The 25,130-nt window shown below is 56.9% G+C and carries 25 protein-coding genes; 13 read left to right on the forward strand and 12 right to left on the reverse strand.

Going from position 1 to position 25,130, the window contains the following annotated elements:
• The first annotated feature begins 1 nt into the window (after position 1).
• From glpK to fpr, 3 genes are all read left to right on the forward strand, one after another.
• Positions 2-1,510 (forward strand): glycerol kinase GlpK, encoded by a 1,509-nt coding sequence (gene glpK, locus ACMGGU_RS20905; protein WP_014885706.1) that lies wholly within the window; start codon positions 2-4, stop codon positions 1,508-1,510.
• A 102-nt stretch (positions 1,511-1,612) separates the two neighbouring features.
• On the forward strand, positions 1,613-2,623 hold the full coding sequence (glpX, locus tag ACMGGU_RS20910) for a class II fructose-bisphosphatase (protein WP_023293599.1): 1,011 nt from the start codon (positions 1,613-1,615) through the stop codon (positions 2,621-2,623).
• Between the two features lie 96 nt (positions 2,624-2,719).
• Positions 2,720-3,466 (forward strand): ferredoxin--NADP(+) reductase, encoded by a 747-nt coding sequence (gene fpr, locus ACMGGU_RS20915; protein WP_048028397.1) that lies wholly within the window; start codon positions 2,720-2,722, stop codon positions 3,464-3,466.
• Here fpr and ACMGGU_RS20920 read toward each other — a convergent pair whose 3' ends face one another.
• Positions 3,467-3,886: a DUF805 domain-containing protein gene (locus ACMGGU_RS20920; RefSeq protein WP_023293600.1), complete on the reverse strand. Its 420-nt coding sequence runs from the start codon at positions 3,884-3,886 to the stop codon at positions 3,467-3,469.
• A gap of 112 nt (positions 3,887-3,998) precedes the next feature.
• Here ACMGGU_RS20920 and ACMGGU_RS20925 point away from each other — a divergent pair, with 112 nt between their 5' ends.
• Positions 3,999-4,595, forward strand: a complete 597-nt coding sequence (locus ACMGGU_RS20925; RefSeq protein ID WP_045909117.1) for a DUF1454 family protein — start codon at positions 3,999-4,001, stop codon at positions 4,593-4,595.
• A 111-nt stretch (positions 4,596-4,706) separates the two neighbouring features.
• Positions 4,707-5,474: a triose-phosphate isomerase gene (gene tpiA, locus ACMGGU_RS20930; protein WP_003862019.1), complete on the forward strand. Its 768-nt coding sequence runs from the start codon at positions 4,707-4,709 to the stop codon at positions 5,472-5,474.
• Between the two features lie 81 nt (positions 5,475-5,555).
• Here the strand turns inward: tpiA and ACMGGU_RS20935 are convergent, their stop codons facing one another.
• The 6 genes from ACMGGU_RS20935 to cpxP form a co-directional block, all read right to left on the reverse strand.
• Positions 5,556-6,860: an SLC13 family permease gene (locus ACMGGU_RS20935; protein WP_420300878.1), complete on the reverse strand. Its 1,305-nt coding sequence runs from the start codon at positions 6,858-6,860 to the stop codon at positions 5,556-5,558.
• A 73-nt stretch (positions 6,861-6,933) separates the two neighbouring features.
• Positions 6,934-7,677 (reverse strand): CDP-diacylglycerol diphosphatase, encoded by a 744-nt coding sequence (locus ACMGGU_RS20940; protein WP_420300879.1) that lies wholly within the window; start codon positions 7,675-7,677, stop codon positions 6,934-6,936.
• A 108-nt stretch (positions 7,678-7,785) separates the two neighbouring features.
• The gene (locus ACMGGU_RS20945; RefSeq protein ID WP_024909198.1) at positions 7,786-8,775 is read right to left on the reverse strand and encodes a sulfate ABC transporter substrate-binding protein; all 990 of its coding nucleotides are present in this window, start codon (positions 8,773-8,775) and stop codon (positions 7,786-7,788) included.
• A 209-nt stretch (positions 8,776-8,984) separates the two neighbouring features.
• The gene (pfkA, locus tag ACMGGU_RS20950; RefSeq protein ID WP_008501816.1) at positions 8,985-9,947 is read right to left on the reverse strand and encodes a 6-phosphofructokinase; all 963 of its coding nucleotides are present in this window, start codon (positions 9,945-9,947) and stop codon (positions 8,985-8,987) included.
• Positions 9,948-10,121: 174 nt separating this feature from the next.
• On the reverse strand, positions 10,122-11,015 hold the full coding sequence (gene fieF, locus ACMGGU_RS20955) for a CDF family cation-efflux transporter FieF (RefSeq protein WP_045909114.1): 894 nt from the start codon (positions 11,013-11,015) through the stop codon (positions 10,122-10,124).
• Positions 11,016-11,168: 153 nt separating this feature from the next.
• Positions 11,169-11,675, reverse strand: coding sequence for a cell-envelope stress modulator CpxP (gene cpxP, locus ACMGGU_RS20960; RefSeq protein ID WP_045909112.1), 507 nt, complete (start codon positions 11,673-11,675; stop codon positions 11,169-11,171).
• Between the two features lie 150 nt (positions 11,676-11,825).
• Here cpxP and cpxR point away from each other — a divergent pair, with 150 nt between their 5' ends.
• A complete protein-coding gene (gene cpxR, locus ACMGGU_RS20965; RefSeq protein WP_006179159.1) occupies positions 11,826-12,524 on the forward strand; it encodes an envelope stress response regulator transcription factor CpxR in 699 nt (232 codons plus the stop codon).
• Complete coding sequence (gene cpxA, locus ACMGGU_RS20970; protein WP_014885717.1) at positions 12,521-13,894, forward strand: envelope stress sensor histidine kinase CpxA; 1,374 nt, start codon at positions 12,521-12,523, stop codon at positions 13,892-13,894. Before cpxR ends, cpxA begins: the two co-directional genes overlap by 4 nt.
• 53 nt (positions 13,895-13,947) lie before the next feature.
• Here cpxA and yiiM read toward each other — a convergent pair whose 3' ends face one another.
• Together yiiM and sodA are read right to left on the reverse strand one after the other, a co-directional pair.
• A complete protein-coding gene (gene yiiM / locus ACMGGU_RS20975; protein WP_262802632.1) occupies positions 13,948-14,622 on the reverse strand; it encodes a 6-hydroxyaminopurine reductase in 675 nt (224 codons plus the stop codon).
• A 71-nt stretch (positions 14,623-14,693) separates the two neighbouring features.
• The gene (gene sodA / locus ACMGGU_RS20980; protein WP_262802625.1) at positions 14,694-15,314 is read right to left on the reverse strand and encodes a superoxide dismutase [Mn]; all 621 of its coding nucleotides are present in this window, start codon (positions 15,312-15,314) and stop codon (positions 14,694-14,696) included.
• 288 nt (positions 15,315-15,602) lie between these two features.
• Here sodA and rhaT point away from each other — a divergent pair, with 288 nt between their 5' ends.
• Complete coding sequence (gene rhaT / locus ACMGGU_RS20985) at positions 15,603-16,637, forward strand: L-rhamnose/proton symporter RhaT (RefSeq protein ID WP_262802626.1); 1,035 nt, start codon at positions 15,603-15,605, stop codon at positions 16,635-16,637.
• On the opposite strand, the gene rhaR is transcribed toward rhaT, so the two are convergent.
• Together rhaR and rhaS are read right to left on the reverse strand one after the other, a co-directional pair.
• The gene (gene rhaR / locus ACMGGU_RS20990; RefSeq protein ID WP_045909109.1) at positions 16,638-17,486 is read right to left on the reverse strand and encodes an HTH-type transcriptional activator RhaR; all 849 of its coding nucleotides are present in this window, start codon (positions 17,484-17,486) and stop codon (positions 16,638-16,640) included.
• A 73-nt stretch (positions 17,487-17,559) separates the two neighbouring features.
• Complete coding sequence (gene rhaS / locus ACMGGU_RS20995) at positions 17,560-18,396, reverse strand: HTH-type transcriptional activator RhaS (RefSeq protein WP_196365673.1); 837 nt, start codon at positions 18,394-18,396, stop codon at positions 17,560-17,562.
• A gap of 301 nt (positions 18,397-18,697) precedes the next feature.
• On the opposite strand from rhaS, the gene rhaB reads away from it, so the two are divergent.
• The 5 genes from rhaB to rhaM all read left to right on the forward strand — a co-directional run bounded on the left by rhaB (position 18,698) and on the right by rhaM (position 23,850).
• Positions 18,698-20,167 carry a rhamnulokinase gene (gene rhaB / locus ACMGGU_RS21000; RefSeq protein ID WP_395299671.1) on the forward strand — a complete coding sequence of 490 codons (1,470 nt, stop codon included), beginning with the start codon at positions 18,698-18,700 and terminating at the stop codon, positions 20,165-20,167.
• On the forward strand, positions 20,164-21,423 hold the full coding sequence (rhaA, locus tag ACMGGU_RS21005; protein ID WP_045909105.1) for an L-rhamnose isomerase: 1,260 nt from the start codon (positions 20,164-20,166) through the stop codon (positions 21,421-21,423). The genes rhaB and rhaA overlap by 4 nt, the downstream gene beginning before the upstream one ends.
• A 95-nt stretch (positions 21,424-21,518) precedes the next feature.
• Positions 21,519-22,349 carry a rhamnulose-1-phosphate aldolase gene (gene rhaD / locus ACMGGU_RS21010; protein WP_048028382.1) on the forward strand — a complete coding sequence of 277 codons (831 nt, stop codon included), beginning with the start codon at positions 21,519-21,521 and terminating at the stop codon, positions 22,347-22,349.
• Between the two features lie 41 nt (positions 22,350-22,390).
• Positions 22,391-23,539, forward strand: coding sequence for a lactaldehyde reductase (fucO, locus tag ACMGGU_RS21015; protein WP_023618148.1), 1,149 nt, complete (start codon positions 22,391-22,393; stop codon positions 23,537-23,539).
• Positions 23,536-23,850 (forward strand): L-rhamnose mutarotase, encoded by a 315-nt coding sequence (rhaM, locus tag ACMGGU_RS21020; RefSeq protein WP_048226835.1) that lies wholly within the window; start codon positions 23,536-23,538, stop codon positions 23,848-23,850. The genes fucO and rhaM overlap by 4 nt, the downstream gene beginning before the upstream one ends.
• Here rhaM and ACMGGU_RS21025 read toward each other — a convergent pair.
• Positions 23,838-25,115, reverse strand: a complete 1,278-nt coding sequence (locus ACMGGU_RS21025; RefSeq protein ID WP_048226833.1) for an MFS transporter — start codon at positions 25,113-25,115, stop codon at positions 23,838-23,840. The genes rhaM and ACMGGU_RS21025 overlap by 13 nt on opposite strands.
• Positions 25,116-25,130 lie beyond the last annotated feature (15 nt).

The following is a 25,130-nucleotide window of genomic DNA, read 5'->3' on the forward strand; positions in this document are numbered from 1 at the left end:
CATGACCGAAAAAAAATATATCGTTGCGCTCGACCAGGGCACTACCAGCTCCCGCGCTGTCGTAATGGATCATGACGCGAACATCGTCAGCGTGTCACAGCGCGAATTTGAGCAAATTTACCCTCGTCCAGGCTGGGTAGAACACGACCCAATGGAGATCTGGGCGTCACAAAGCTCCACGCTGGTCGAAGTGCTGGCGAAAGCCGATATCAGTTCCGACGAGATTGCCGCGATTGGTATCACTAACCAGCGTGAAACAACGATTGTCTGGGAACGTGAAACCGGTAAGCCTATTTACAACGCCATCGTCTGGCAGTGCCGCCGTACCTCTGAGATTTGCGAACAGCTGAAGCGCGACGGCATGGAAGAGTACGTGCGCAGCGCCACCGGCCTGGTGGTTGACCCGTATTTCTCCGGCACCAAAGTGAAATGGATCCTCGACCATGTGGAAGGTTCACGTGAGCGTGCAAAGCGCGGCGAGCTGCTGTTCGGTACCGTTGACACCTGGCTTATCTGGAAGATGACCCAGGGACGCGTTCACGTCACCGACTACACCAACGCCTCGCGTACCATGCTGTTCAACATCAACACCCTGGAGTGGGATGACAAGATGCTGGACGCGCTGGATATCCCACGCGCGATGCTGCCTGAAGTGCGCAAGTCTTCTGAGGTATATGGCCAGACCAACATCGGCGGTAAAGGCGGCACCCGTATTCCTATCGCCGGTATCGCCGGTGACCAGCAGGCGGCGCTGTTCGGCCAGCTGTGCGTCAAGGAAGGGATGGCGAAGAACACCTACGGCACCGGCTGCTTTATGCTGATGAACACCGGCGAGAAAGCGGTGAAATCAGAAAACGGTCTGCTGACTACCATCGCCTGCGGCCCGCGCGGCGAAGTGAACTATGCCCTGGAAGGTGCGGTGTTCATGGCCGGCGCGTCTATCCAGTGGCTGCGTGACGAGATGAAGCTGATCAGCGATGCGTTCGACTCCGAGTACTTCGCGACCAAAGTGAAAGACACCAACGGCGTGTACGTGGTGCCTGCGTTCACCGGTCTGGGCGCACCGTACTGGGACCCGTATGCACGCGGCGCGATTTTCGGTCTGACGCGTGGCGTGAATTCTAACCATATCATTCGCGCCACCCTGGAATCCATCGCCTACCAGACGCGCGACGTGCTGGAAGCGATGCAGGCGGACTCCGGTATTCGTCTGCACGCCCTGCGCGTGGACGGCGGTGCGGTCGCGAATAACTTCCTGATGCAGTTCCAGTCCGACATTCTGGGCACCCGCGTTGAGCGTCCTGAAGTGCGTGAAGTGACGGCGCTGGGCGCGGCGTACCTTGCCGGTCTGGCGGTAGGCTTCTGGCAGAACCTGGACGAGCTGCAGGAAAAAGCGGTGATCGAACGCGAATTCCGCCCGGGCATCGAAACCACCGAGCGTAACTTCCGCTACAGCGGCTGGAAGAAAGCGGTGAAACGCGCCCTGGCGTGGGAAGAGCACGACGAGTAAGACAAACTTACCCCTCTCCCCTTTGGGGAGAGGGGACTTAAAACCCCCCTCCCCACTCTGTGATAAACTTCGTGCAATTCCTTTTGACTGCACGAGTACCTCATGAAACGTGAACTTGCTATCGAGTTTTCCCGCGTCACCGAAGCGGCCGCCCTTGCAGGCTATAAATGGCTGGGTCGTGGTGACAAAAATACCGCCGACGGCGCAGCCGTCCATGCCATGCGCATTGTGCTTAACCAGGTCAACATCGACGGCACTATCGTGATCGGCGAAGGCGAGATCGACGAAGCGCCAATGCTCTATATCGGTGAAAAAGTCGGTACCGGCAAAGGTGATGCTGTGGATATCGCCGTCGACCCGATCGAAGGTACGCGCATGACGGCAATGGGTCAGGCCAACGCCCTCGCGGTGCTGGCCGTAGGCGATAAGGGCTGCTTCCTTAACGCGCCGGATATGTACATGGAAAAGCTGATTGTCGGTCCTGGCGCAAAAGGCGCAATCGACCTCAGCCTGCCGCTGGAAGAGAACCTGCGTAACGTCGCCAGCGCGCTGAACAAACCGCTGAGCGAACTCACCGTCACCATTCTGGCAAAACCGCGCCACGACGCCACTATCGCGCAGATGCAAAAGCTCGGCGTGCGCGTGTTTGCCATTCCGGATGGTGACGTTGCCGCCTCGATCCTGACCTGCATGCCGGACAGTGAAGTGGACGTACTGTACGGCATCGGCGGCGCGCCGGAAGGCGTAGTCTCTGCGGCAGTGATCCGCGCGCTGGACGGCGATATGCAGGCTCGTCTGCTGCCCCGCCACGAGGTGAAAGGCGACAGCGAAGAGAATCGCCGTATCGGGGAAAACGAGCTGGCACGCTGCGAAGCGATGGGTATCGAGGCCAACAAAGTGCTGGCGCTACATGATATGGCCCGTAGCGATAACGTGGTCTTCTCGGCGACCGGTATCACCAAAGGGGATCTGCTGGACGGCATCAGCCGCAAGGGCAATATGGCGACCACCGAAACGCTGCTGATCCGCGGCAAATCGCGCACCATTCGCCGCATCCAGTCTATCCACTATCTCGACCGCAAAGACCCGGACGTACAGACGCACATTCTGTAAAACCGTTTGATCGATAGAGCTTTCCGGCCCAAATGGGCTGGAAATCTCCCCGTTAAGTACGGAAGATAGAACAGAGAAACAGCACAGGAGAAGATCATGGCGGACTGGGTAACAGGTAAAGTCACAAAGGTACAGTTCTGGACCGATGCGCTATTTAGTCTCACCGTGCATGCTCCCGTCCACCCGTTTAAAGCCGGGCAATTTGCGAAGCTGGGGCTGGATGTCGACGGCGAGCGCGTGCAGCGCGCCTACTCTTACGTTAACTCGCCTGATAACCCGGATCTCGAGTTCTATCTGGTCACCGTTCCTGACGGTAAACTCAGCCCGCGCCTTGCCGCCCTTAAGCCCGGCGACGAGGTGCAGATCGTGAGTGAAGCAGCAGGCTTCTTTGTGCTCGAAGAGATCCCGGATTGTGACACGCTCTGGATGCTGGCAACCGGCACGGCCATCGGTCCTTATCTCTCTATTTTGCAGTACGGCAAAGACCTCGAGCGCTTTAAAAACATCGTGCTGGTGCACGCCGCGCGCTACGCTGCAGATCTGAGCTACCTGCCGCAGATGCAGGCGCTGGAACAACAGTACGGCGGAAAGTTAAAGATTCAGACGGTGGTCAGCCGCGAAACCGTAGCAGGAACGCTGACCGGCCGCGTGCCGGCGCTTATTGAGAGTGGTGCCCTGGAAGAGGCGGTGGGTTTGCCGCTGAACGCTGAAACCAGCCATGTCATGCTGTGTGGCAACCCGCAGATGGTACGGGACACGCAGCAGCTTCTGAAGGATACCCGGCAGATGACGAAACATCTTCGCCGCCGGCCAGGCCATATGACCGCCGAACACTACTGGTGATCAGCGGTATTTCACCTCAACGGTGTCTTTACCGTATTTGTTTTCGCTCTGGGTGCCAATAAACGCGCCCAGATCGACAATCATCATCACGAAGATGACCGACGGCAACAGCCTGCCCACAACCCACGGCAGGATGGACGGCAGCATCGCCCAGTTTCCCGCCACCAGCATCCACGCCAGAATAATCAGAAATGCCCACGCGCCGGAACGTCCTCGATCGTGCAGGCGTTTCACGACGACAGCCGCCGTTGGCCAGAGCAGGCAGACCAGCGCGAAGGCCGCCGTTTGCGTGCTTAGCCATGCGTTATAGGCAACGAAAAACAGAAGCAGCATGGCGACAACCCACGTCACCATCCAGATCCAGAAATCACGGCGTCCAATACGCCCTTTGAATGAAAACAGCCACTGCTGTATGGTCATGTAAGGTTCCTTATTATCATATCGCGCGCATTTTACCCTGGAGTTGTGACCTTTTGACAAGCCGACCAGATATCGTTTTAATCATGAGCACTTACGGCCAGGGGCAATGTTGATGAAAAGTTCGACACATTCTCTTTTCCTGTGTTTAGCGCTGCTCAGCGCGGGCTTTACCCTGCACGCCGCCGAAACCACAGCCCCGACCACCGCACCGTATCTGCTGGCGGGCGCACCGTCGTTCGATCAGTCCATCAGCCAGTTTCGTGAAGCCTTCAATCAGGCCAACCCCACGCTGCCGCTGGATGAGTTTCGTGCCATTGATGGCCCCCGCGACACGCCTACCCTGACCCGTGCGGCAAGCAAGATTAACGAGAATTTGTATGCTTCCACGGCGCTGGAACGCGGGACGTTAAAAATCAAAAGCATGCAAATCACCTGGCTGCCAATACAGGGGCCAGAGCAGAAAGCCGCGAAGGCAAAAGCCCTGGAGTACATGAGCGCGGTCTTGCAGGCGTTTACCCCTGCGCTGACGAAAAAGCAAAGCCAGCAAAAGCTGCAAAAACTCCTCACCGCCGGTAAAAACAAGCGTTACTACGCCGATACCGAAGGCGCGATCCGCTATGTTGTGGCGGACAACGGCGAAAAAGGACTGACCTTCGCTGTTGAACCGATTAAGCTGGCACTATCAGACACCCTTGGCGGGGCGAATTAATGACAAAAAGCAAAGCCTTTCGAGGGAAAATCTCTATACTGATTCACAGACCATGCTGCCCGACAGGGTGGCCATATTCCTTAATTCGCTTATTGAGCGTGGAGAATTGAAATGCGACATCCTTTAGTGATGGGTAACTGGAAACTGAACGGCAGCCGCCACATGGTAAACGAACTGGTTGCGAACCTGCGTAAAGAGCTGGCTGGCGTGACCGGCTGCGCGGTTGCTATCGCTCCGCCGGATATGTACCTGGATCTGGCTAAACGTGCCGCAGACGGCAGCCACATCATTCTGGGCGCGCAGAACGTTGACGTTAACCTGTCTGGCGCGTTCACCGGTGAAACCTCCGCTGAAATGCTGAAAGATATCGGCGCGAAATACATCATCATCGGCCACTCCGAGCGTCGCACCTACCACAAAGAATCCGACGAGTTCATCGCGAAGAAATTCGCCGTGCTGAAAGAGCAGGGTCTGATCCCGGTTCTGTGCATCGGTGAAACTGAAGCAGAAAACGAAGCGGGTAAAACCGAAGAAGTGTGCGCACGTCAGATCGACGCTGTGCTGAAAACGCAGGGCGCAGCAGCGTTCGAAGGCGCGGTAATCGCTTACGAGCCAGTCTGGGCGATCGGTACCGGCAAATCAGCAACCCCTGCGCAGGCTCAGGCGGTTCACAAATTCATCCGTGACCACATTGCGAAAGCTGACGCCAAAGTGGCTGAGCAAGTGATCATCCAGTACGGCGGTTCCGTTAACGCGTCTAACGCTGCTGAGCTGTTCACCCAGCCAGACATCGATGGCGCGCTGGTTGGCGGTGCATCCCTGAAAGCGGACGCTTTCGCGGTGATCGTTAAAGCGGCAGAAGCGGCTAAACAGGCGTAATTGCCTTTGTGGCGGGTGGCGCTTCGCTAACCCGCCCTACGGTTATGTAAGCCCGGTAAGCGTCAGCGCCACCGGGCTTTTTTACAGCCGTCCCAGCAGGCTAAACCACAGGTAATCCAGCGGCAGCAGCACCAGATACGTCGCTATCGCCAGCGCCAGACAGAGCACCATCCCCGCCCTGGCAGGCACCTTTCCTAGCCCCATCGCCACCACGATCGGCGACGCCTGATACGGCAGCAGCGGCGTGGAATAGCCGAGCACCTGAATCATGATCACCGACAGCAGCGGGAAGCCGGTCGCATCCGAGAAGCTTTGCGCCAGGGTGGTATACAGCGCAGGAACGCCGTTGGCGGTCATAATGAAGTTGAGTGCGGTGGTGATCCCGGTCAACGCCAGGAAACTGGTGAACGGTCTATCTGCATCCAGCGGCATAATGCGGAGCAACGCCTCGCCCACCGCTGTGCCGATGCCGGATTGCGTCACGACGATCGCTAGCCCCAAAATACCAGCAACGTAGATACAGGTACGCATATTCACCCCCGCAGAAAACTCCTCCCCGGTGATAAAACCGATACGCGGCAGCATAATGATGACCGACGCCGCCAGCCCGGTCCAGGCGGGCCCAACGCCGTGCCAGCTCTCCGTCACCCACATCCCCAGCACCACCGCCAGCAGCCAGGCAAGACGCTTTTCGTCCCGCCCCATAGGCTCAGACGGCGCCTGTTCCTTCGGCGGTTTTGGGCTGCCGGGAAAAAGCCAGCAGATCAGGCCAATCAGAATCAGGCCTTTGAGAATGCCCAGCACCGGCGTGTGCAGCAGCAGATACGGGACATAGTTCAGATGGATGCCGTACGAGCCTTCCGCCGCACCGCTCATCACCAGGTTAGGCACGTTAGCGGGCAGAATCGTCGCCGAAAGCTGGAACGTCCCGAACCCTACCGCCAGCGCCAGACCAAACCAGGAGCGGGAGCCGTCGGCGATACCGGCGCGTTTCGCCATTGCGGCGACAATCGGCATCAGCAGCGCAATACGTCCCATATTCGACGGCATCACAAACGCCAGCGCATAGCTCAGCAGCACCACGCTCGCTACCATTAATACCCAGGAGTCGGTGAGCTTTTCCGACAGCGCCTGGGCGGCCCTGTCCGCCAGTCCGGTTTTACGGATCGCCACGCCGAGCACGAATCCGCTGAAGACCAGCCAGAAGGCCGACGAAGCAAAACCGCCGAAAATCACCTCCGGCGGGGCAATCTTCGCGGTCATTGCCGCCGTAAAGAACAGCAGCGCGGTGATGAATTCCGGCAACAGCGACGTCGCCCATAGCACGATAGTGACGCCAACGATCAGTGAGGGTACCAGCAGAGGATACGTTGACCAGAGCGACATACCTGTCTCCTGTAGAATTTTTCAGCAAGTCTACGGCGACAGGCAGGGCGAGTAAACGCTATTTATGGTGGGGTCAATTCAGAATAGCGCATTGATGATCCTGCAGTTCCTCAGCGGACGCGCGGTTAAGCATCAGCATGTTACGTTCGGTTGCCAGCAACACAAACGAACCATCCGACTGCTGCGCCATCGCCAGGGCAAAGCGCCCCATATGGTCGCGCGCTTCCGGCAGCTCTTCAGCCAGCATTATGAACGGGCTGCGCTGCACCAGTTCATTCTCCGTCACCCGACGAGCAAGATACTCATGCCCTTCCAGCCCGCCAGGAAGGGGCAACCACTGGGTGCTGATTTCTCCCTGCGCGGCGTTGAGTTTCTCGCGCACGTCCGGGCGCAGACAGGAGATATGAATATGTAAATGGTTCTGCGTGCGCCCTGTCGGCGAGTTAATCGTCAGCGAAATGGCGCTATCGGGCACCTCGGATCCGCGCTTCAGGATCATAAAGCTGCGCGACTGCCAGGCCAGCCAGAAAAAGTTCGGCGTGTGCGCTTCGGTCAATAGCGGGCTCTCGGTGCCGTTGATGCGATATGTCGGCATCAGCAGATATTGCAGCGGCCCGTTGCGGTCTTTAAAGACCACATAGCCTGCATCCGTTTTCACCTGCGCACACGGTGCCGGGTTACGATTCTGGATCTGATTCGGCACACACTGGTCGAGAACGATATGTCGCAACGCATTCGGATTACCCGCTTTCATCCAGTACACGCCGCCAGCGGCAAGGGCGATGACAATGAGGATCAATAAGATAATTTTTTTCACAACGCGTTCCCTGTTTTCAATAGAGGCAAAAGAGTAACGCAAAATGATGACCAAATAAAAAACCCGGCGGATTTCTCACGCCGGGTTACCGTGTCATTGGTTAATGGGTTAGCGCTGGCTGATCTGGTCGAACGTGCCGCCGTTAGAGAAGTGCTCTTTCTGCGCTTTCGTCCAGCCACCGAACTCGTCATCAATGGTGAAGAGTTTCAGTTTAGGGAAGACGCTTTCGTATTTCTTCGCCACCGCCGGATCGCGTGGGCGATAGAAGTTTTTCGCCGCAATTTCCTGGCCTTCTGGCGAGTAGAGATACTTCAGGTAGGCTTCTGCCACCGCTTTGGTATCTTTCTTCTCAACCACTTTATCGACAACAGAGACGGTCGGCTCAGCCAGAATTGATTCGCTTGGGGTCACGATCTCGAACTTGTCTTTACCCAGCTCGTTAGTGGCCAGCAGGGCTTCGTTTTCCCATGCGATCAGCACGTCGCCGATCCCGCGCTCGACGAAGGTGTTGGTGGCACCACGCGCGCCGGAGTCCAGCACCTCAACGTTTTTATACAGCGCTTTCACGAATTCCTGCGCTTTGGCCTGGTCGCCATTGTTGTGGTGCAGCGCGTAGCCCCACGCGCCCAGGTAGTTCCAGCGAGCGCCGCCAGAGCTTTTCGGGTTAGGGGTGATGACGGACACGCCTGGCTTAATCAGGTCATTCCAGTCATGGATCTGTTTCGGGTTGCCTTTACGGACCAGGAAAACGATGGTCGAGGTGTATGGCGCGGAGTTATCCGGCAGGCGTTTGATCCAGTTTTTGTCGATACGGCCACGCTCGGCGATCGCGTCAACATCGTAGGCCAGCGCCAGGGTCACCACGTCGGCTTCAATACCGTTGATGACGGAGGTCGCCTGCTTGCCAGAACCGCCGTGAGACTGGCGAACCACGACATTGTCGCCGGTTTCCTGTTTCCAGTGTGCCGCAAACGCTTTGTTGTATTGCTCGTACAGTTCACGCGTCGGGTCGTATGACACGTTCAGTAACTGGATGTCCTTAGCCAGAACGCTGGTCGATGCCAGCAATAATGTTAAACCCACGCCCCATTTATTCATCGCCCAGCTCTCTTGTGTAGTGTTTTGATGAATGCAGCGTGCCAGAAAGCGAATCGAGGATTAAAGAATAAAAAAAGATTGGCTATAACGTAGTGGAATAAAAAAGTGTGCACGCATAAAAAAGCCGGGTGGCGGCTACGCCTTACCCGGCCTACGAGTCGTGCTTTTGTAGGCCCGGTAAGCGCAGCGCCACCGGGCAACAGAGCCAATCAGTACAGTTTTTTCGCGCAGTCCAGCCAGTCACCTTTGAACGGACGCTTCATGTTTTCAATCGCGTCGATGATGTCATGGTGAACCAGTTTCTCGTTCTGAATACCGACGCAGCGGCCGCCGTGGCCCTGCAGCAGCAGTTCGATTGCGTACGCGCCCATACGGGACGCCAGAATACGGTCGTACGGGCCAGGGGAACCGCCACGCTGGATGTGCCCCAGTACGGTGGCACGGGTTTCACGCTTGGTTTCGGTTTCGATGTACTTGGCCAGCTCGTCAACGTCACAGATGTGCTCGGTGATAGCTACGATCGCGTGTTTCTTGCCTTTCGCGATGCCCGCTTTGATTTCAGCTACCAGATCTTCACGGCTGAATTCCACTTCCGGAACCACGACAAACTCACAGCCACCCGCAATCGCCGCAGCCAGGGTCAGGTCACCGCAGTAACGCCCCATCACTTCAACGATAGAGATACGCTGGTGAGAAGAAGAGGTGTCACGCAGGCGGTCAATCGCTTCAACAACGGTTCCCAGCGCGGTGAAGTAACCGATGGTGTAGTCGGTGCCTTTGATATCGTTGTCGATAGTGCCTGGCAGACCGATGCACGGGAAGCCCATTTCTGTCAGACGTTTTGCACCCATGTACGAGCCGTCGCCACCGATTACCACCAGTGCGTCCAGGCCACGTTTTTTCATGTTCTCGATAGCCACTTCACGAACGTGTTCATCACGGAATTCCGGGAAGCGTGCAGACCCAAGGAAGGTACCGCCACGGTTGATCATGTCAGACACGCTGTAACGGTCGAGCTGAACCATACGGTCTTCATACAGACCCAGGTAACCATCATAGATACCAAAAACTTCCAGACCTTCCGTCAGCGCCGCGCGAACAACCCCACGAATTGCCGCGTTCATGCCCGGCGCATCACCGCCGCTTGTCAACACACCGATTTTCTTAATCATGACTACCTCTGAACTTAGGAATGCAAAATTGAAATCTGTTGCCGGAAGAAACTTATCGACCAACGAATACTGCAAATAGTATATCAATCCCTTCCAGCTGAATTGATTCAGGTCAGACCAAATGGCGGTAATTTATACACAAAATGCTGGCCTGGCTCACTTTTTTACAACGAATTACGAAAGCCCAACATGTCCGGGTACAACCGAGCAGGGATCCTGGTGAATGATGACGTCTGAACCAGGAAAACGCTGCAAAATCGCCTGCTCTACCTGCTCAGCAATCACGTGAGCCTGAACCAGTGGCAGGTTGTCTTCCATTTCAATATGAATCTGAATAAAGCGGGTCGGCCCTGACTGCCGCGTTCGAAGATCGTGCGCACCGCTGACGCCGGGCCAGGCGGTCACGATAGAAAAAATTTCATTGCGTTCTGAGTCCGGGAGGGCGCGGTCAAGCAGTGATTGCACCGCTTCATACCCCATCCGCAGGGCGCTATATAAAATATAGATACCAATCCCTAACGCAAACAACGCATCGGCCCGATGCCAGCCATACCAGGCCAGACCGAGCGCAATAAGAATAGCCCCATTCATCATAACATCAGATTGATAATGAAGCATATCCGCCCGTACAGCCTGACTTTGCGTTTTGCGAACGACCCAGCGCTGGAACGTTACCAGAACAAGTGTGCATATAAGCGCGACAATCGTCACAACGACGCCGACGCCGGGATCGTTCATCGGTGTCGGCGAGACGAGATGCTGAATGCCGGTGAGAAACAGGAACAGCGCAGAACCGGATATAAACATGCTCTGCGCCAGCGCGGCCAGCGACTCCGCTTTGCCGTGCCCAAACGTGTGCTCTTCATCCGCTGGCTGCAGCGAGTAACGCACCACCAGCAGGTTGGTCAGCGAGGCGGCAATATCGACCAGCGAGTCCACCAGCGCCGCCAGAATACTGACCGAACCGGTATACCACCACGCAAAAACCTTAATGACCAGCAAACACGACGCCATGATCGTCGCGGCCATGGCGGCCCGGTTTACCAGTCTTCCATAGGATTGATTCATAAACGCTCCTGTCATGTCATGCCGCTAGTATAACGGAAGCATGTGGAGTCGAAGGATGAATAAACGGTTAACAAATCAGAATGCAGGGCAAAAAAAACCCCCACATCATGTGGGGGAAGACAGGGATGGTGTCTATGGCAAGGAAAACAGGGTTTACTGGTTACTACGGGTACTGCTATTGCTACTGAAAAACGTCGTTTCTGAGCTTCGCTGCATCCGTGCAACCTCACGCAGCTGATCCATACGCTGCTGATGTCTGGTGTTCAAAACCGCTTGCTGCTCGGGCGTTAGCAGGTGGAACATCTGGTTGCGGACCTTCGCCATTTCAACCTGGCGAGCAACCTGTTCCTGTGCCATTTTTTCGGCCTGAGCGCGCACAGCGCTTTCGTCAAAATTTTCTGCGGTGACAAGGCGATGCATTGTCTCCATTTCGCTAACATTAACAGGGGGCTGGTCGTGTCTCGCCCTCTGCATCAGATCTCGCATCTGTTGACGCTGATGTTCGGTTAAACTTATGCCGTCAAACATATGGCTTTGGCTACTGTGCTGCGTTGTGTCCTCTTGTGAGGAACCGTTATCGCTGATGATAGCTACAGCAGCCTGGCTAAACGCACTGAACGCCAGCGTTGAGGCCATGACGGCAGCGGTAACTTTGCGCATCACTTGCTCCCAAAATCTTTCGTGTCGCGATTCAACGAGAGACAGTCTACGATTCAGGCTGCAAACATGCGTCAGGGGGTGTAAAACAACGTAAAGTCATGGATTAGACAGCCTTGATGTCGTAATTTCTGCCTCGGAGGTATTTAAACAATGAATAAAATCCTGTTAGTTGATGATGACCGAGAGCTCACATCCCTTTTAAAGGAGTTGCTCGACATGGAAGGTTTCAACGTCCTGGTTGCCCATGATGGCGAGCAGGCGCTGAGTCTCCTTGACGACAGCATCGATTTACTTTTGCTCGACGTGATGATGCCGAAGAAAAACGGTATTGATACGTTGAAAGAGCTTCGCCAGACACACCAGACTCCCGTTATCATGCTGACCGCTCGCGGCAGCGAACTCGATCGCGTACTCGGCCTTGAGCTGGGCGCGGATGACTATTTACCGAAGCCGTTTAACGACCGCGAACTGGTCGCCCGTATTCGCGCGATCCTGCGTCGTTCCCACTGGAGCGAGCAGCAGCAGAATACCGACAACAGCTCACCTACCCTTGAAGTCGACTCCCTGAGCCTGAACCCGGGCCGTCAGGAAGCGAGCTTTGATGGCCAGACGCTGGAACTGACCGGCACGGAGTTCACCCTGCTGTATCTGCTGGCGCAGCACCTCGGCCAAGTGGTTTCTCGTGAACATTTAAGTCAGGAAGTTCTGGGCAAACGTCTGACCCCGTTTGACCGCGCCATCGACATGCACATCTCTAACCTGCGCCGTAAGCTGCCGGAGCGTAAAGACGGTCACCCATGGTTTAAAACCCTGCGTGGTCGCGGTTATCTGATGGTTTCCGCTTCATGATCGGAAGCTTAACCGCCCGCATCTTCGCCATCTTCTGGCTGACGCTGGCACTGGTTTTAATGCTCGTACTGATGTTGCCAAAACTCGACTCACGCCAGATGACGGAGCTTCTCGACAGCGAGCAACGTCAGGGCGTGATGATCGAGCAGCACGTGGAAGCCGAGCTGGCAAACGATCCGCCAAACGATTTAATGTGGTGGCGCAGGCTGTTTCGCGCTATCGACAAGTGGGCGCCGCCCGGACAACGCCTGCTGCTGGTGACCAGCGAAGGCCGCGTGATTGGCGCCGATCGCAATGAAATGCAGATTATCCGCAACTTCATTGGCCAGGCAGATAACGCCGATCACCCCCAGAAGAAAAAATATGGCCGCGTAGAAATGGTGGGGCCGTTCTCCGTCAGAGATGGCGAGGATAACTATCAGCTCTACCTGATTCGCCCCGCGAGCAGCTCCCAGTCCGACTTTATCAACCTGCTGTTTGACCGCCCTCTCCTGCTGCTGATTGTTACTATGCTGGTCAGCTCGCCGCTGCTGTTATGGCTGGCGTGGAGCCTGGCAAAACCGGCGCGTAAGCTGAAAAATGCGGCTGACGAAGTGGCGCAGGGTAACCTGCGACAACACCCTGAACTGGAAGCCGGACCGCAGGAGTTCCTTGCTGCCGGGACCAGTTTTAACCAGATGGTGAGCGCTCTCGATCGCATGATGACGGCACAACAGCGTCTGCTGTCGGATATCTCGCACGAACTGCGCACCCCGCTTACGCGCTTACAGCTTGGCACCGCGCTGCTGCGCCGCCGCAGCGGGGAGAGCAAAGAGCTGGAGCGTATCGAAACCGAAGCGCATCGTCTGGACAGCATGATCAACGATCTGCTGGTCATGTCGCGCAATCAGCAGAAAAACGCGCTGGTGAGCGAAACGGTGAAAGCCAATCATCTGTGGCATGAAGTGCTGGATAACGCGGCGTTCGAAGCGGAGCAGATGGGCAAATCCTTCACCGTCAACTTCCCGCCGGGTCCATGGCCGCTGTACGGTAACCCCAACACGCTGGAAAGCGCGCTGGAGAATATCGTGCGTAACGCCCTGCGCTACTCGCACACGAAGATTGAGGTGGCGTTCTCGGTGGATAAAGACGGGATCACCGTCATTGTCGACGACGACGGTCCAGGCGTCAGCCCGGAAGACCGCGAGCAGATTTTCCGTCCGTTCTACCGCACCGACGAAGCGCGCGACCGGGAATCGGGCGGTACGGGGCTGGGGCTTGCGATTGTGGAAACCGCCATGCAGCAGCACCGCGGCTGGGTGAAAGCCGATGACAGCCCGCTGGGTGGGCTGCGGTTAACGCTGTGGCTACCGTTGTATAAGCGTTCGTAGCTGTTAGTGCCGGGTGGCGGCTTCGCCTTACCCGGCCTACTCTTTACGGAGGACTATTTACCCCACAACCTCCGCGAATTATCCTCGATCTTGCTGCTTAAACGCCGCTTCTGTATCGTTCTTGTCCAGCTGGTCGATAACCCCGCCGCCGACAGCAGGCGATGATACTGCTCGTCATCAAACGGCATATGCCAGGCAATGGCGCAGGCGTCGTAAACAGACACTTCACTCAGGCGTGATGCCAGCTCAAGCGGCGCATCCGCTGACACCTGCCCAGCCAGCACCACACGGTACAGCCAGCCGGTTTTACCCGCGCTTTGCATCTGAGCCGACATGTCATGAATACCGAAATGGAAGTTGAGCTTGAAGCACGGCGAGCGCGGCTGCGTCACCTGAATCAGGGCATCGCCCCAGCGGTAGATATCACCTATAAACACGTTCTTTTCGGTGAGCCCTTCGGTGGAGAGATTCTCGCCAAACGCGGGGGCGACGAAGAGGTCCGCCTGCTCGGGGAACTCGGTTTTCCAGTGCTGATAGTGCTCGCGCGGGTAGTGGCACAGCGCGCGCTCGGGCCCACCGTGGATCTTCTTTTCGGCCTGCTCGTCGCCCGCAAGCCCAAGGTCGGTTAACGTCAGCTCACCGTCGACCTGAATTTTGGCGATGGCGCTCGGGCGGCTACCGTCGTACTCCCTTACCTTGCCTGTAAATACATTCACCGGGTAATGCATCGCTGCCTCCATTACGCAGATACAAAAAAAGCGAGCCATCAGACTCGCTTCTCACAGGCGTCAATGCAACCTTATTTTTTAGCGGCGAAACGCGCTGCTGCTTCGTCCCAGTTCACCACGTCCCAGAAGGCTTTGATGTAGTCCGGGCGACGGTTCTGGAATTTCAGGTAGTAAGCGTGTTCCCACACGTCCAGACCCAGGATTGGGAAGCCGGATGCGCCAGAGATCGCTTCACCCATCAGCGGGGAGTCCTGGTTCGCGGTAGAAACCACCGCCAGTTTGTCACCTTTCAGAACCAGCCACGCCCAGCCGGAGCCGAAGCGGGTTGCAGCGGCTTTTTCGAATTCCGCTTTGAAGTTGTCAACAGAACCGAAGTCGCGCTCGATAGCCACTTTCAGGTCGCCCTGCAGGGTGGTACCGGTCTTCAGGCCTTTCCAGAACAGGCTGTGGTTTGCGTGGCCGCCCGCGTTGTTACGCAGCACGGTTTTCTTGTCCGCTGGCAGCTGGTCCAGCTTGGTGATCAGCTCTTCAACAGGCAGGTTAGCGAATTCTGGCAGGCTTTCCAGCGCGGCGTTCGCGTTGTTCACGTAAGTCTGGTGGTGTTTAGTGTGATGGATTTCCATCGTCTGCTTGTCGAAATGCGGTTCCAGTGCGTCGTAGGCATACGGCAGGGATGGCAGTGTATAACTCATAATCCTCTCCATTATTGTCGGGCGGCACAGCTGTTAATGCCGCGTAAGCAGTTGGTTCATTATAGTTAATTAAATGATATTGAAAATGATTATCAATGCCGTAGTTTTTATAAGGTTATTCAGTTTTCGATTAATAGCGGAAATGTGAGTCTGCTCACGCGGTTAACGTGCTGATTGCCATCCAGAACACCTGTGCGGCAACCTTCTGAAGGTTCCCGGGCTGCCTAATTTTTACACTCCTCAAGTCGAAGAGAAGCCACTGACGATAAAAACGATGAGGGTGTAAAAATGAATCATGCGATTACGATGGGTATCTTCTGGCATTTGATAGGCGCTGCCAGTGCAGCCTGTTTCTATGCTCCGTTTAAAAAGGTGAGAGGCTGGTCATGGGAAACCATGTGGTCCGTTGGCGGGGTCGTGTCCTGGCTGATTTTACCCTGGACCATTAGCGCCATGCTGCTGCCCGATTTCTGGGGCTACTTCTCCTCCTTCAGCGCCTCCACTCTGCTGCCGGTGTTCCTGTTCGGCGCGATGTGGGGCGTCGGTAACATCAACTATGGCCTCACCATGCGCTATCTCGGCATGTCGATGGGCATTGGTATCGCGATTGGCATTACGCTGATCGTCGGAACTCTGATGACGCCAGTTCTCAACGGCAACATCGAGGTGCTTATTAATACTCAGGGTGGGCGGATGACGCTCCTGGGCGTGCTGGTGGCGGTCGTTGGCGTAGGAATAGTGACTCGCGCGGGGCAGCTGAAAGAGCGCAAGATGGGCATTAAAGCTGAAGATTTTAACCTGAAGAAAGGTCTGCTGCTGGCGGTGATGTGCGGCATCTTCTCGGCCGGTATGTCGTTCGCGATGAATGCTGCCAGGCCTATGCATGAAGCCGCCGCCGCGCTGGGCGTCGATCCGCTGTATGTTGCGCTGCCAAGCTATGTCGTGATTATGGGTGGCGGCGCGATGGTTAACCTGGGCTTCTGCTTCATTCGTCTCGCAAAAGTGAAAAACCTGTCGATAAAAACCGACTTCTCGCTGGCAACATCGCTTATCATCACCAACGTGTTACTCTCCGCGCTCGGCGGGCTGATGTGGTATTTACAGTTTTTCTTCTACGCCTGGGGCCATGCCAGCATTCCGGTGCAATACGACTACGTAAGCTGGATGCTGCACATGAGTTTCTACGTACTGTGTGGCGGGCTGGTCGGTCTGGCGCTGAAAGAGTGGAAAAACGCCGGACATCGTCCGGTTGGCGTATTGAGCCTCGGCTGCGTGGTGATCATTATCGCTGCCAATATCGTTGGGCTCGGCATGGCAAACTGATCACGACCCCTTTCGACTGCGATGACGCCACTGTACCGGCGTCATCCCCACCTCGCGATTAAACACCACTGAAAAGTAGTTACTGTCTTCAAAGCCGCAGCACATCGCCACATCACTGACCATCCACTCCGTATGCTGCAGGAGATATTGTGCATGGCAGATGCGCAGCTGGCGCAGATAGTGGTTCACCGTCATCCCGGTCAGGGTGCGGAACTGCTGGCGCAACGCGCGCTCGCTGCACTGCTCCTGCTCGCAGAATTTCTCCAGTATAAAGTTTTTATTCAGGCTGCCCGCAAGCGTGGTGATGAGCTTATCCAGCAGCGCTTCCTGCGTCGTGGCGGAGGGGTTATCAGTGGCGTAACGATGACGCTTTAACGTCACCACCAGCTGGGCGAAAAGCAACTCCGCTAGCTGGTTAGAAACGGGGTCGTTCTTCTGGCTCTCCTGCTCCAGTTGAGAAATAACCTGCCGTACCTGAGCCATGCCGTTACTGCTTAAGCGCCAGTGCGGAGAACCCTTAGCATCAAGAAAACCCGGAATGCTTGCGGCCCAGTCTACGTTAAGCCTGAGCCTGTCCGGACAGTAAATAACGTTCTGCAGTACCAGGTCATTAACCGAGGCGTAGGAGTGTTTATCCTCCGCGCGAATATAGAACAGATCTCCGCGCGTGATGCGGTAGGGACGGTCGTTGAGGATGTGCAGGCCGTTACCGCGCCATACCAGCACCAGTTCGCAAAACTCGTGGGTATGTTCGGCAAAGACGTCTTGCGGGTAGCGGTCGGCCACCGTCACGGCCTGGCTCGCGGAGGCATAAAAATCATCTTTGCGAAGGATTAACTGAGCAGCCACACCACGACCTCTACGCCGAATAACCTGACACTATTAGCTTTTTTGCGGAAATAAAACGGTGACTGCCCTCGCGTTACTGAAGCATCGCGTCTTTCCCCTGACGAATATCACGCGGCGACCAGTTAAATTCCCGGCGAAACAGCGTTGAAAAGTGATTGCTGTCGCCAAAACCGCAGCAGTAGGCGATATCCGTGACGCTTTCGTCGGTATGACGTAAAAGATGACGCGCTTTGATCAGGCGCAGACGGTTGAGATATCGCTGCGGCGTCATACCGGTATGCTGCTTAAGCTGGCGATGCAGGGTGCGCAGCGACAGTGAAAAATCATCCGCAAGCGTTTCCCAGCAGACATCCTCAGCGAAATGATCTTCCAGCCAGGCCATCAGATGGTTCAGGCGCGCGTTGTTATCTTCCAGCCCTTCCACCAGGCTGCTGCGGCGCAGCAGCACCAGAAGCTGCATAAACAGCAGTTCGCGCGTGGCAATGGCGTGCGTCTCCCGCCCGTCCTCGCTCTGCTCCATTTGGCCCACCAGCTGACGCACCTGCTGCAGGGTGGACTGATTCACGCGCCAGTGCGACGGATAGTGTCCGTCTTGCTCCTGGGGCAACAGCTGATTCAGGCGCGAAAGAAACTGGAACGCATCCGGGGAACGGTAGAGCACATTCGTCAGATACAGGTTGTCGGTATGCTCATACAGGTGCCGATCGTGGTCGCGCACGAAGCACACCGTACCGCCGCTGATGGTATATGGCTGGCCATTGAAGACATGAATACCTGTCCCGCGCTCAACAATCACAATTTCATGAAAATCATGGTGATGCTCCGGGAACGCGGCCTGAGGAAGCCGTGGCTCAATCGCGACAGGCGCCCCTCCTGAAGGAAAAAAATCCACGCTGTGCAGTACGGTCATAACGGCCTCCACCAATGAAAAATGTTCTCAAAATAGTAATTAAGGCCTTCCGCACTCACCTTCAATTTTTGGCAGTAAACCTCGCAAAAGCTGTCCATTTTTCAAGAAACAGGGGGAAAGATCGGGAAATGCGGTCAGCGTCACACTGCCTGAAAATCCCGCCACCACTGGAAACTGTGAACTCCCTCACATTCACCTTTGCTTTCTTGCCAGCGCGAGATTTGGCCTGTCAGTGGTGAGAAGGTGACTTTTTCTTCCCTTTTTTACACTCACCGCTAATGACTTAAGAAAGGACCCGACTATGACTTTTCGCCATTGTGTGGCTGTCGATTTAGGCGCATCCAGCGGGCGCGTAATGCTCGCGAGCTGGGACCGTGAGCAGCACACGCTTGCGCTTCGCGAAATGCACCGTTTCGCCAACTGCCTGCAAAAGCAGGACGGTTTTGTTGCCTGGGATATCGATGCCCTGGAGGCGGAGATCCGTATCGGACTGAACAACGTCTGCAACGATGGTATTCGCATCGACAGCATCGGCATTGATACCTGGGGCGTGGACTACGTTCTGCTTGATAGCCATGGCGAACGCGTCGGCTTGCCAGTTTCTTATCGCGACAACCGCACCGACGGCCTGATGGCGCACGCTATCGCCCAGCTTGGCAAGGACAACATCTACAGACGCAGCGGCATTCAGTTTCTGCCGTTTAACACGCTTTATCAGCTGCGCGCTTTGGTCGAGCAACAGCCAGAGCTGGTGGCGGACGTGGCCCATGCGCTGCTGATCCCGGACTACCTGAGCTATCGCCTGACCGGCAACATGAACTGGGAATATACCAACGCCACCACCACGCAGTTGGTCAACATCAACTCGGATAACTGGGATGAACATCTGCTGGCCTGGACGGGAGCGTCGCCTTCCTGGTTCGGTACACCAACCCACCCGGGTAATGTGATCGGTCACTGGATTTGCCCACAGGGGAACGCAATTCCTGTCGTTGCCGTCGCCAGCCACGATACCGCCAGCGCGGTGATTGCTTCCCCACTTGCGAGCAAAGACGCGGCTTACCTCTCTTCCGGTACCTGGTCGCTGATGGGCTTTGAGAGCAAAACCCCGTACGCCAGCGATGCTGCCATGGCCGCAAACATTACCAACGAAGGGGGTGCCGAAGGCCGCTACCGCGTACTGAAAAACATCATGGGGCTGTGGCTGCTCCAGCGGGTACTGAAAGAGCAGAACATTACCGACCTGCCTGGGCTTATCGCCGAAACCGAGAAGCTGAAGGCTTGCACGTTCCTGATCAACCCGAACGATGAGCGCTTTATCAATCCGGCGCACATGAGCGCCGAAATTCAGGCCGCCTGCGTCGAGGTCGGGCAGCCTGTGCCGTCCAGCCCTCCCGAACTGGCGCGCTGCATTTTTGACAGCCTCGCCCTGCTGTATGCCGACATCCTCAGCGAGCTGGCGAGCCTTCGAGGAAAACCCTTCAGCCAGCTGCATATCGTGGGCGGCGGCTGCCAGAACCAGCTGCTGAACCAGCTCTGCGCCGATGCCTGCGACGTCACCGTGGTGGCAGGTCCCGTGGAGGCCTCCACGCTCGGCAATATCGGCATTCAGCTGATGACTCTGGACGAACTTTCCAACGTTGACGACTTCCGTTCGGTGGTGACGGCGAACGCCAGTCTGACCACCTTCACACCCAATCCCTGCCATGAAATTGCTCGCTTTCGCGCGCAGTTTCAGCAAAACCGACTGACTAAGGAGCTTTGTGCATGACAACTCAATTAGAACAAGCCTGGGATCTGGCTAAACAGCGTTTCGCCGCCGTCGGCGTGGATGTCGAAGAGGCGCTGCGCCAGCTCGACCGTCTGCCCGTCTCCATGCACTGCTGGCAGGGCGATGACGTCGCTGGCTTCGAGAACCCAGGCGGTTCCCTGACAGGGGGTATTCAGGCCACGGGTAACTATCCAGGCAAAGCGCGCAACGCGACCGAACTGCGCGCCGACCTTGAACTGGCGCTGAGCCTGATCCCGGGGCCAAAGCGCCTGAATCTGCATGCAATCTATCTCGAATCCGATGAGCCGGTGGCGCGCAACGAAATCAAACCGGAACACTTTAAGAACTGGGTAGAGTGGGCCAAAACCAACAGGCTGGGCCTGGACTTTAACCCGTCCTGCTTCTCACATCCGCTGAGTGCGGACGGTTTTACTCTCGCCCACGCGGACAACGACATCCGCCAGTTCTGGATCGATCACGTGAAGGCCAGCCGCCGCGTTTCGGCGTATTTCGGCGAGCAGCTCGGCACGCCGTCGGTGATGAACATCTGGATCCCGGACGGCATGAAGGATATCACCGTCGATCGTCTGGCTCCGCGCCAGCGCCTGCTGGCCGCGCTGGATGAGGCTCTCAGCGAGAAGCTGGACCCGGCGCACCACATCGACGCCGTCGAGAGCAAGCTGTTCGGTATAGGCGCCGAGAGCTATACCGTGGGCTCGAACGAGTTCTATATGGGTTACGCCACCAGCCGCCAGACCGCGCTGTGTCTGGATGCTGGCCACTTCCACCCGACCGAGGTGATCTCCGACAAAATCTCCGCCGCCATGCTCTACGTGCCGCGTCTGCTGCTGCACGTCAGCCGTCCGGTGCGCTGGGACAGCGACCACGTGGTGCTGCTGGATGACGAAACCCAGGCGATTGCCAGCGAAATCATCCGCCACGACCTCTTTGACCGCGTACACATCGGCCTCGACTTCTTCGATGCCTCCATCAACCGCATCGCGGCGTGGGTTATCGGCACCCGCAATATGAAGAAAGCCCTGCTGCGCGCGTTGCTGGAGCCAGTCGCCACGCTGAAGCAGCTGGAGGCTAACGGTGACTACACCGCACGTCTGGCGCTGCTGGAAGAGCAGAAATCCCTGCCGTGGCAGGCAGTGTGGGAGATGTACTGCCAGCGTAACGATGCCCCGGCGGGCAGCCAGTGGCTGAACAACGTGCGGGCGTATGAGAAAGACGTTCTCGCCGCTCGTCAGTAAAAACATCGCCCGGCAGCACGTTGCCTGCCGGGTCTACGGGTAAGAGCAGGCCGGGTAAGCGTAGCGCCACCCGGCATTTTCAAAGGAACCACAGTATGCAGACTATCACCCACTCCTGGTTCGTCCAGGGCATGATCAAAGCCACCTCCGACGCCTGGCTGAAAGGCTGGGACGAGCGCAACGGCGGCAACCTGACGCTGCGCCTGGACGACGCGGATATCGAACCTTTCGCGGCCGATTTCCACGCGAAGCCGCGCTATATCGCGCTGAGCCAGCCGATGCCGCTGCTCGCCAACACGCCGTTTATCGTCACCGGTTCCGGCAAGTTTTTCCGTAACGTCCAGCTCGACCCGGAGGCCAACCTCGGCGTGGTGAAAGTGGACAGCGACGGCGCGGGTTACCACATTCTGTGGGGGCTGACGGATGAAGCGGTGCCCACCTCCGAACTGCCGGCGCACTTCCTCTCCCACTGCGAGCGCATCAAAGCGACCAATGGCAAGGACCGCGTGATCATGCACTGCCACGCCACGAACCTGATCGCCCTGACCTACGTGCTGGAAAACAGCGCCGATGTCATCACCCGCAAGCTCTGGGAAGGCAGTACCGAGTGTCTGGTGGTATTCCCGGATGGCGTGGGCATTCTGCCGTGGATGGTACCGGGTACCGACGAAATCGGCCAGGCAACCGCCGTTGATATGCAAAAACATTCTCTGGTGCTATGGCCGTTCCACGGCGTGTTCGGCAGCGGTCCAACGCTGGATGAAACCTTTGGCCTGATCGACACCGCCGAGAAATCAGCGGAAGTGCTGGTGAAGGTGTACGCCATGGGCGGCATGAAGCAGACCATTCCCCGGGAAGCGCTCATCGCCCTCGGCAAGCGCTTTGGCGTGAGCCCGCTGCAATCCGCGCTGGATTTATACGCATAAGGCCTTTGCAGGACAAACATTGATCGTTAAGGAGAATTATCATGAGCTTTATGTTGGCGCTTCCAAAAATCAGCCTTCACGGCGCGGGCGCAATCGGCGATATGGTCAATCTGGTAGCGAACAAGCAGTGGGGAAAAGCGCTGATTGTCACCGACGGCCAACTGGTGAAGCTGGGTCTGCTCGACAGCCTGTTTACCGCGCTGGACGCCCATCAGATGTCGTATCACCTGTTCGATGAGGTGTTCCCGAACCCAACAGAAGCGCTGGTGCAAAAAGGATTTTCGGCTTACCGGGACGCAGAGTGTGATTACGTCATTGCCTTTGGCGGCGGCAGCCCGATTGATACCGCCAAGGCGATTAAAATCCTCACCGCTAACCCCGGCCCGTCAACCGATTATTCCGGCGTCGGCAAGGTGAAAAATGCGGGGGTGCCGCTGGTAGCGATCAACACCACCGCAGGGACGGCGGCGGAGATGACCAGTAATGCGGTGATCATCGACTCCGCGCGTCAGGTGAAAGAGGTGATCATCGACCCGAACATCATCCCGGATATCGCCGTGGACGATGCCAGCGTCATGCTGGATATTCCGGCCTCCGTGACCGCCGCAACCGGTATGGACGCATTAACCCACGCCATTGAAGCCTATGTGTCCGTTGGCGCGCACCCGCTGACCGATGCCAACGCTCTGGAGGCGATTCGCCTGATCGGCCTCTGGCTGCCGGAAGCGGTTGATAACGGTCATAACCTTGAGGCGCGCGAGCAGATGGCGTTTGGCCAGTATCTGGCGGGTATGGCGTTTAACAGTGCGGGTCTGGGTCTGGTACACGCCCTGGCGCACCAGCCGGGCGCGACGCATAACCTGCCGCACGGCGTGTGCAACGCCATTCTGCTGCCGATCGTCGAAAGCTTTAACCGCCCGAACGCAATCACCCGCTTCGCCCGCGTGGCGCAGGCGATGGGCGTCGATACCCGCGGCATGAGTGATGAAGCCGCCAGCATGTCCGCCATTCAGGCAATTCGCGACCTCAGCGCTCGCGTCGGCATTCCTGCGGGCTTCAGCCAGCTCGGCGTCACTAAAGCCGATATCGAAGGCTGGCTGGATAAAGCCCTCGCGGATCCGTGTGCGCCATGCAATCCGCGCACCGCCAGCCGCGATGAAGTCCGCGAGCTCTATCTGGAGGCATTATGATCCGCAAAGCGTTTGTGATGCAGGTGAACCCGGACGCGCACGAGGAGTACGCGCGTCGCCACAATCCAATTTGGCCCGAGCTTGAAGCGGTGCTGAAAGACCACGGCGCTCACCACTACGCCATTTATCTCGACAAAGCACGTAACCTGCTGTTTGCGACCGTGGAGATTGAATCGGAGGAGCGCTGGAGCGCGGTAGCGAATACCGACGTCTGCCAGCGCTGGTGGAAACATATGGGCGACGTCATGCCGTCGAACCCGGATAACAGCCCGGTGAGTGCGGAGCTTAAAGAGGTCTTTTACCTGGACTGATGTGTTAGCGCTGCCGCCCCCGCGGCGGCGGCAATCTCCTGCCTGCTGCTCAGCGTAAACGCCGACACCACCGTAATCGCCAGCACGAAACAGCCCAGCATCAGATACGTCTCCTGGAAGCCGATCCGGTCATACATATTCCCGGCAAAAGCGGAGAGAATAATCGCCGCCGACTGTTTGGCAAACTGGAAGCCGATCAGATAGATAGTCGCCGACAGTCGGGTATCAAACACCCCGGTGATGTACTTGAAGGCGCCCACCAGCAGGAACGGGACTTCCAGCGCGTGCAGCATCTTGAGGGCAATCACCTCCACGGCAGTGGTGGCGAACGACGAGCCGATAATGCGTGTCGCCATAATCACCCCGGCGATCAGCAGCGTGTTCTTCGCGCCGATGCGGTTAATGATCCACGGCGAACAGAACATAATGATGGCATTACAAATCTCCCCGGCAGTCGTTGCGAAACCAAAGGCGCGGGTCCCCTCCTGCGGCGTGGCGAAGAAGGTTTTAAAGAAGGTGGCAAACTGCTGATCGAAAACGTCATACACGCAGGCCACGCCAATCACGTAGAGGATAAACATCCACATTCTGCGCTGGCGGAACAGGTTGAACACGGTTTTTGCGGTGATTTGCGGCTGGTTCGCGCCCAGGGCATTCATGACCTGCGCCGTCTGGTTGGGCTTCGGCTTCGCGACCACCAGCAGCAGCATCAGCAGCAATGCCGCTCCCGATCCCATCCAGAAAACATACGATGGATCGATGCCGAACAGGATGCCGCCCGTGGAGGCGCACAAGCCCCAGCCGAGACAGCCAAACATCCGCGCCTTGCCGTATTCAAAGAAGCTGTTGCGGCTCACGCGTTCGATGTAGGCCTCAATCGCCCCCGATCCGGCCGAAAATACAAAACCGATATACAGCCCGCCGCTCAGCGCGCCCAGCCAGATATTGGCTTTCAGCAGCGGCGCGAAGACGTACAGGAAGAACGGTGCGAACAGAACCAGCAGCACCGCGATGATCCACAGAAGGTGTTTTTTCAGCCCCAGCTTGTCCGAAATAACGCCCAGTAGCGGCTGGAACGCGATGGCCGACAGCGAGATGCAGGAGAAGACAATCCCGGTATGGGTTTTATTCAGGCCGATGATGTCCGACAGCCAAATCGGCAGGAACGGAAAGCAGGTGGCCATGATGAAGAAGTAGAGAAAGAAGAACAGCCCGAAGATCCAGAAGTTAGGGTTGTCTTTGTGGGTACAGGTTGTTGTGTTCATTATTTTTATCCTCAA

It is taken from the genome of Enterobacter sp. BNK-8 (assembly GCF_048685095.1).
In the GTDB taxonomy this organism is placed as follows: Bacteria; Pseudomonadota; Gammaproteobacteria; order Enterobacterales; family Enterobacteriaceae; genus Enterobacter; species Enterobacter quasiroggenkampii.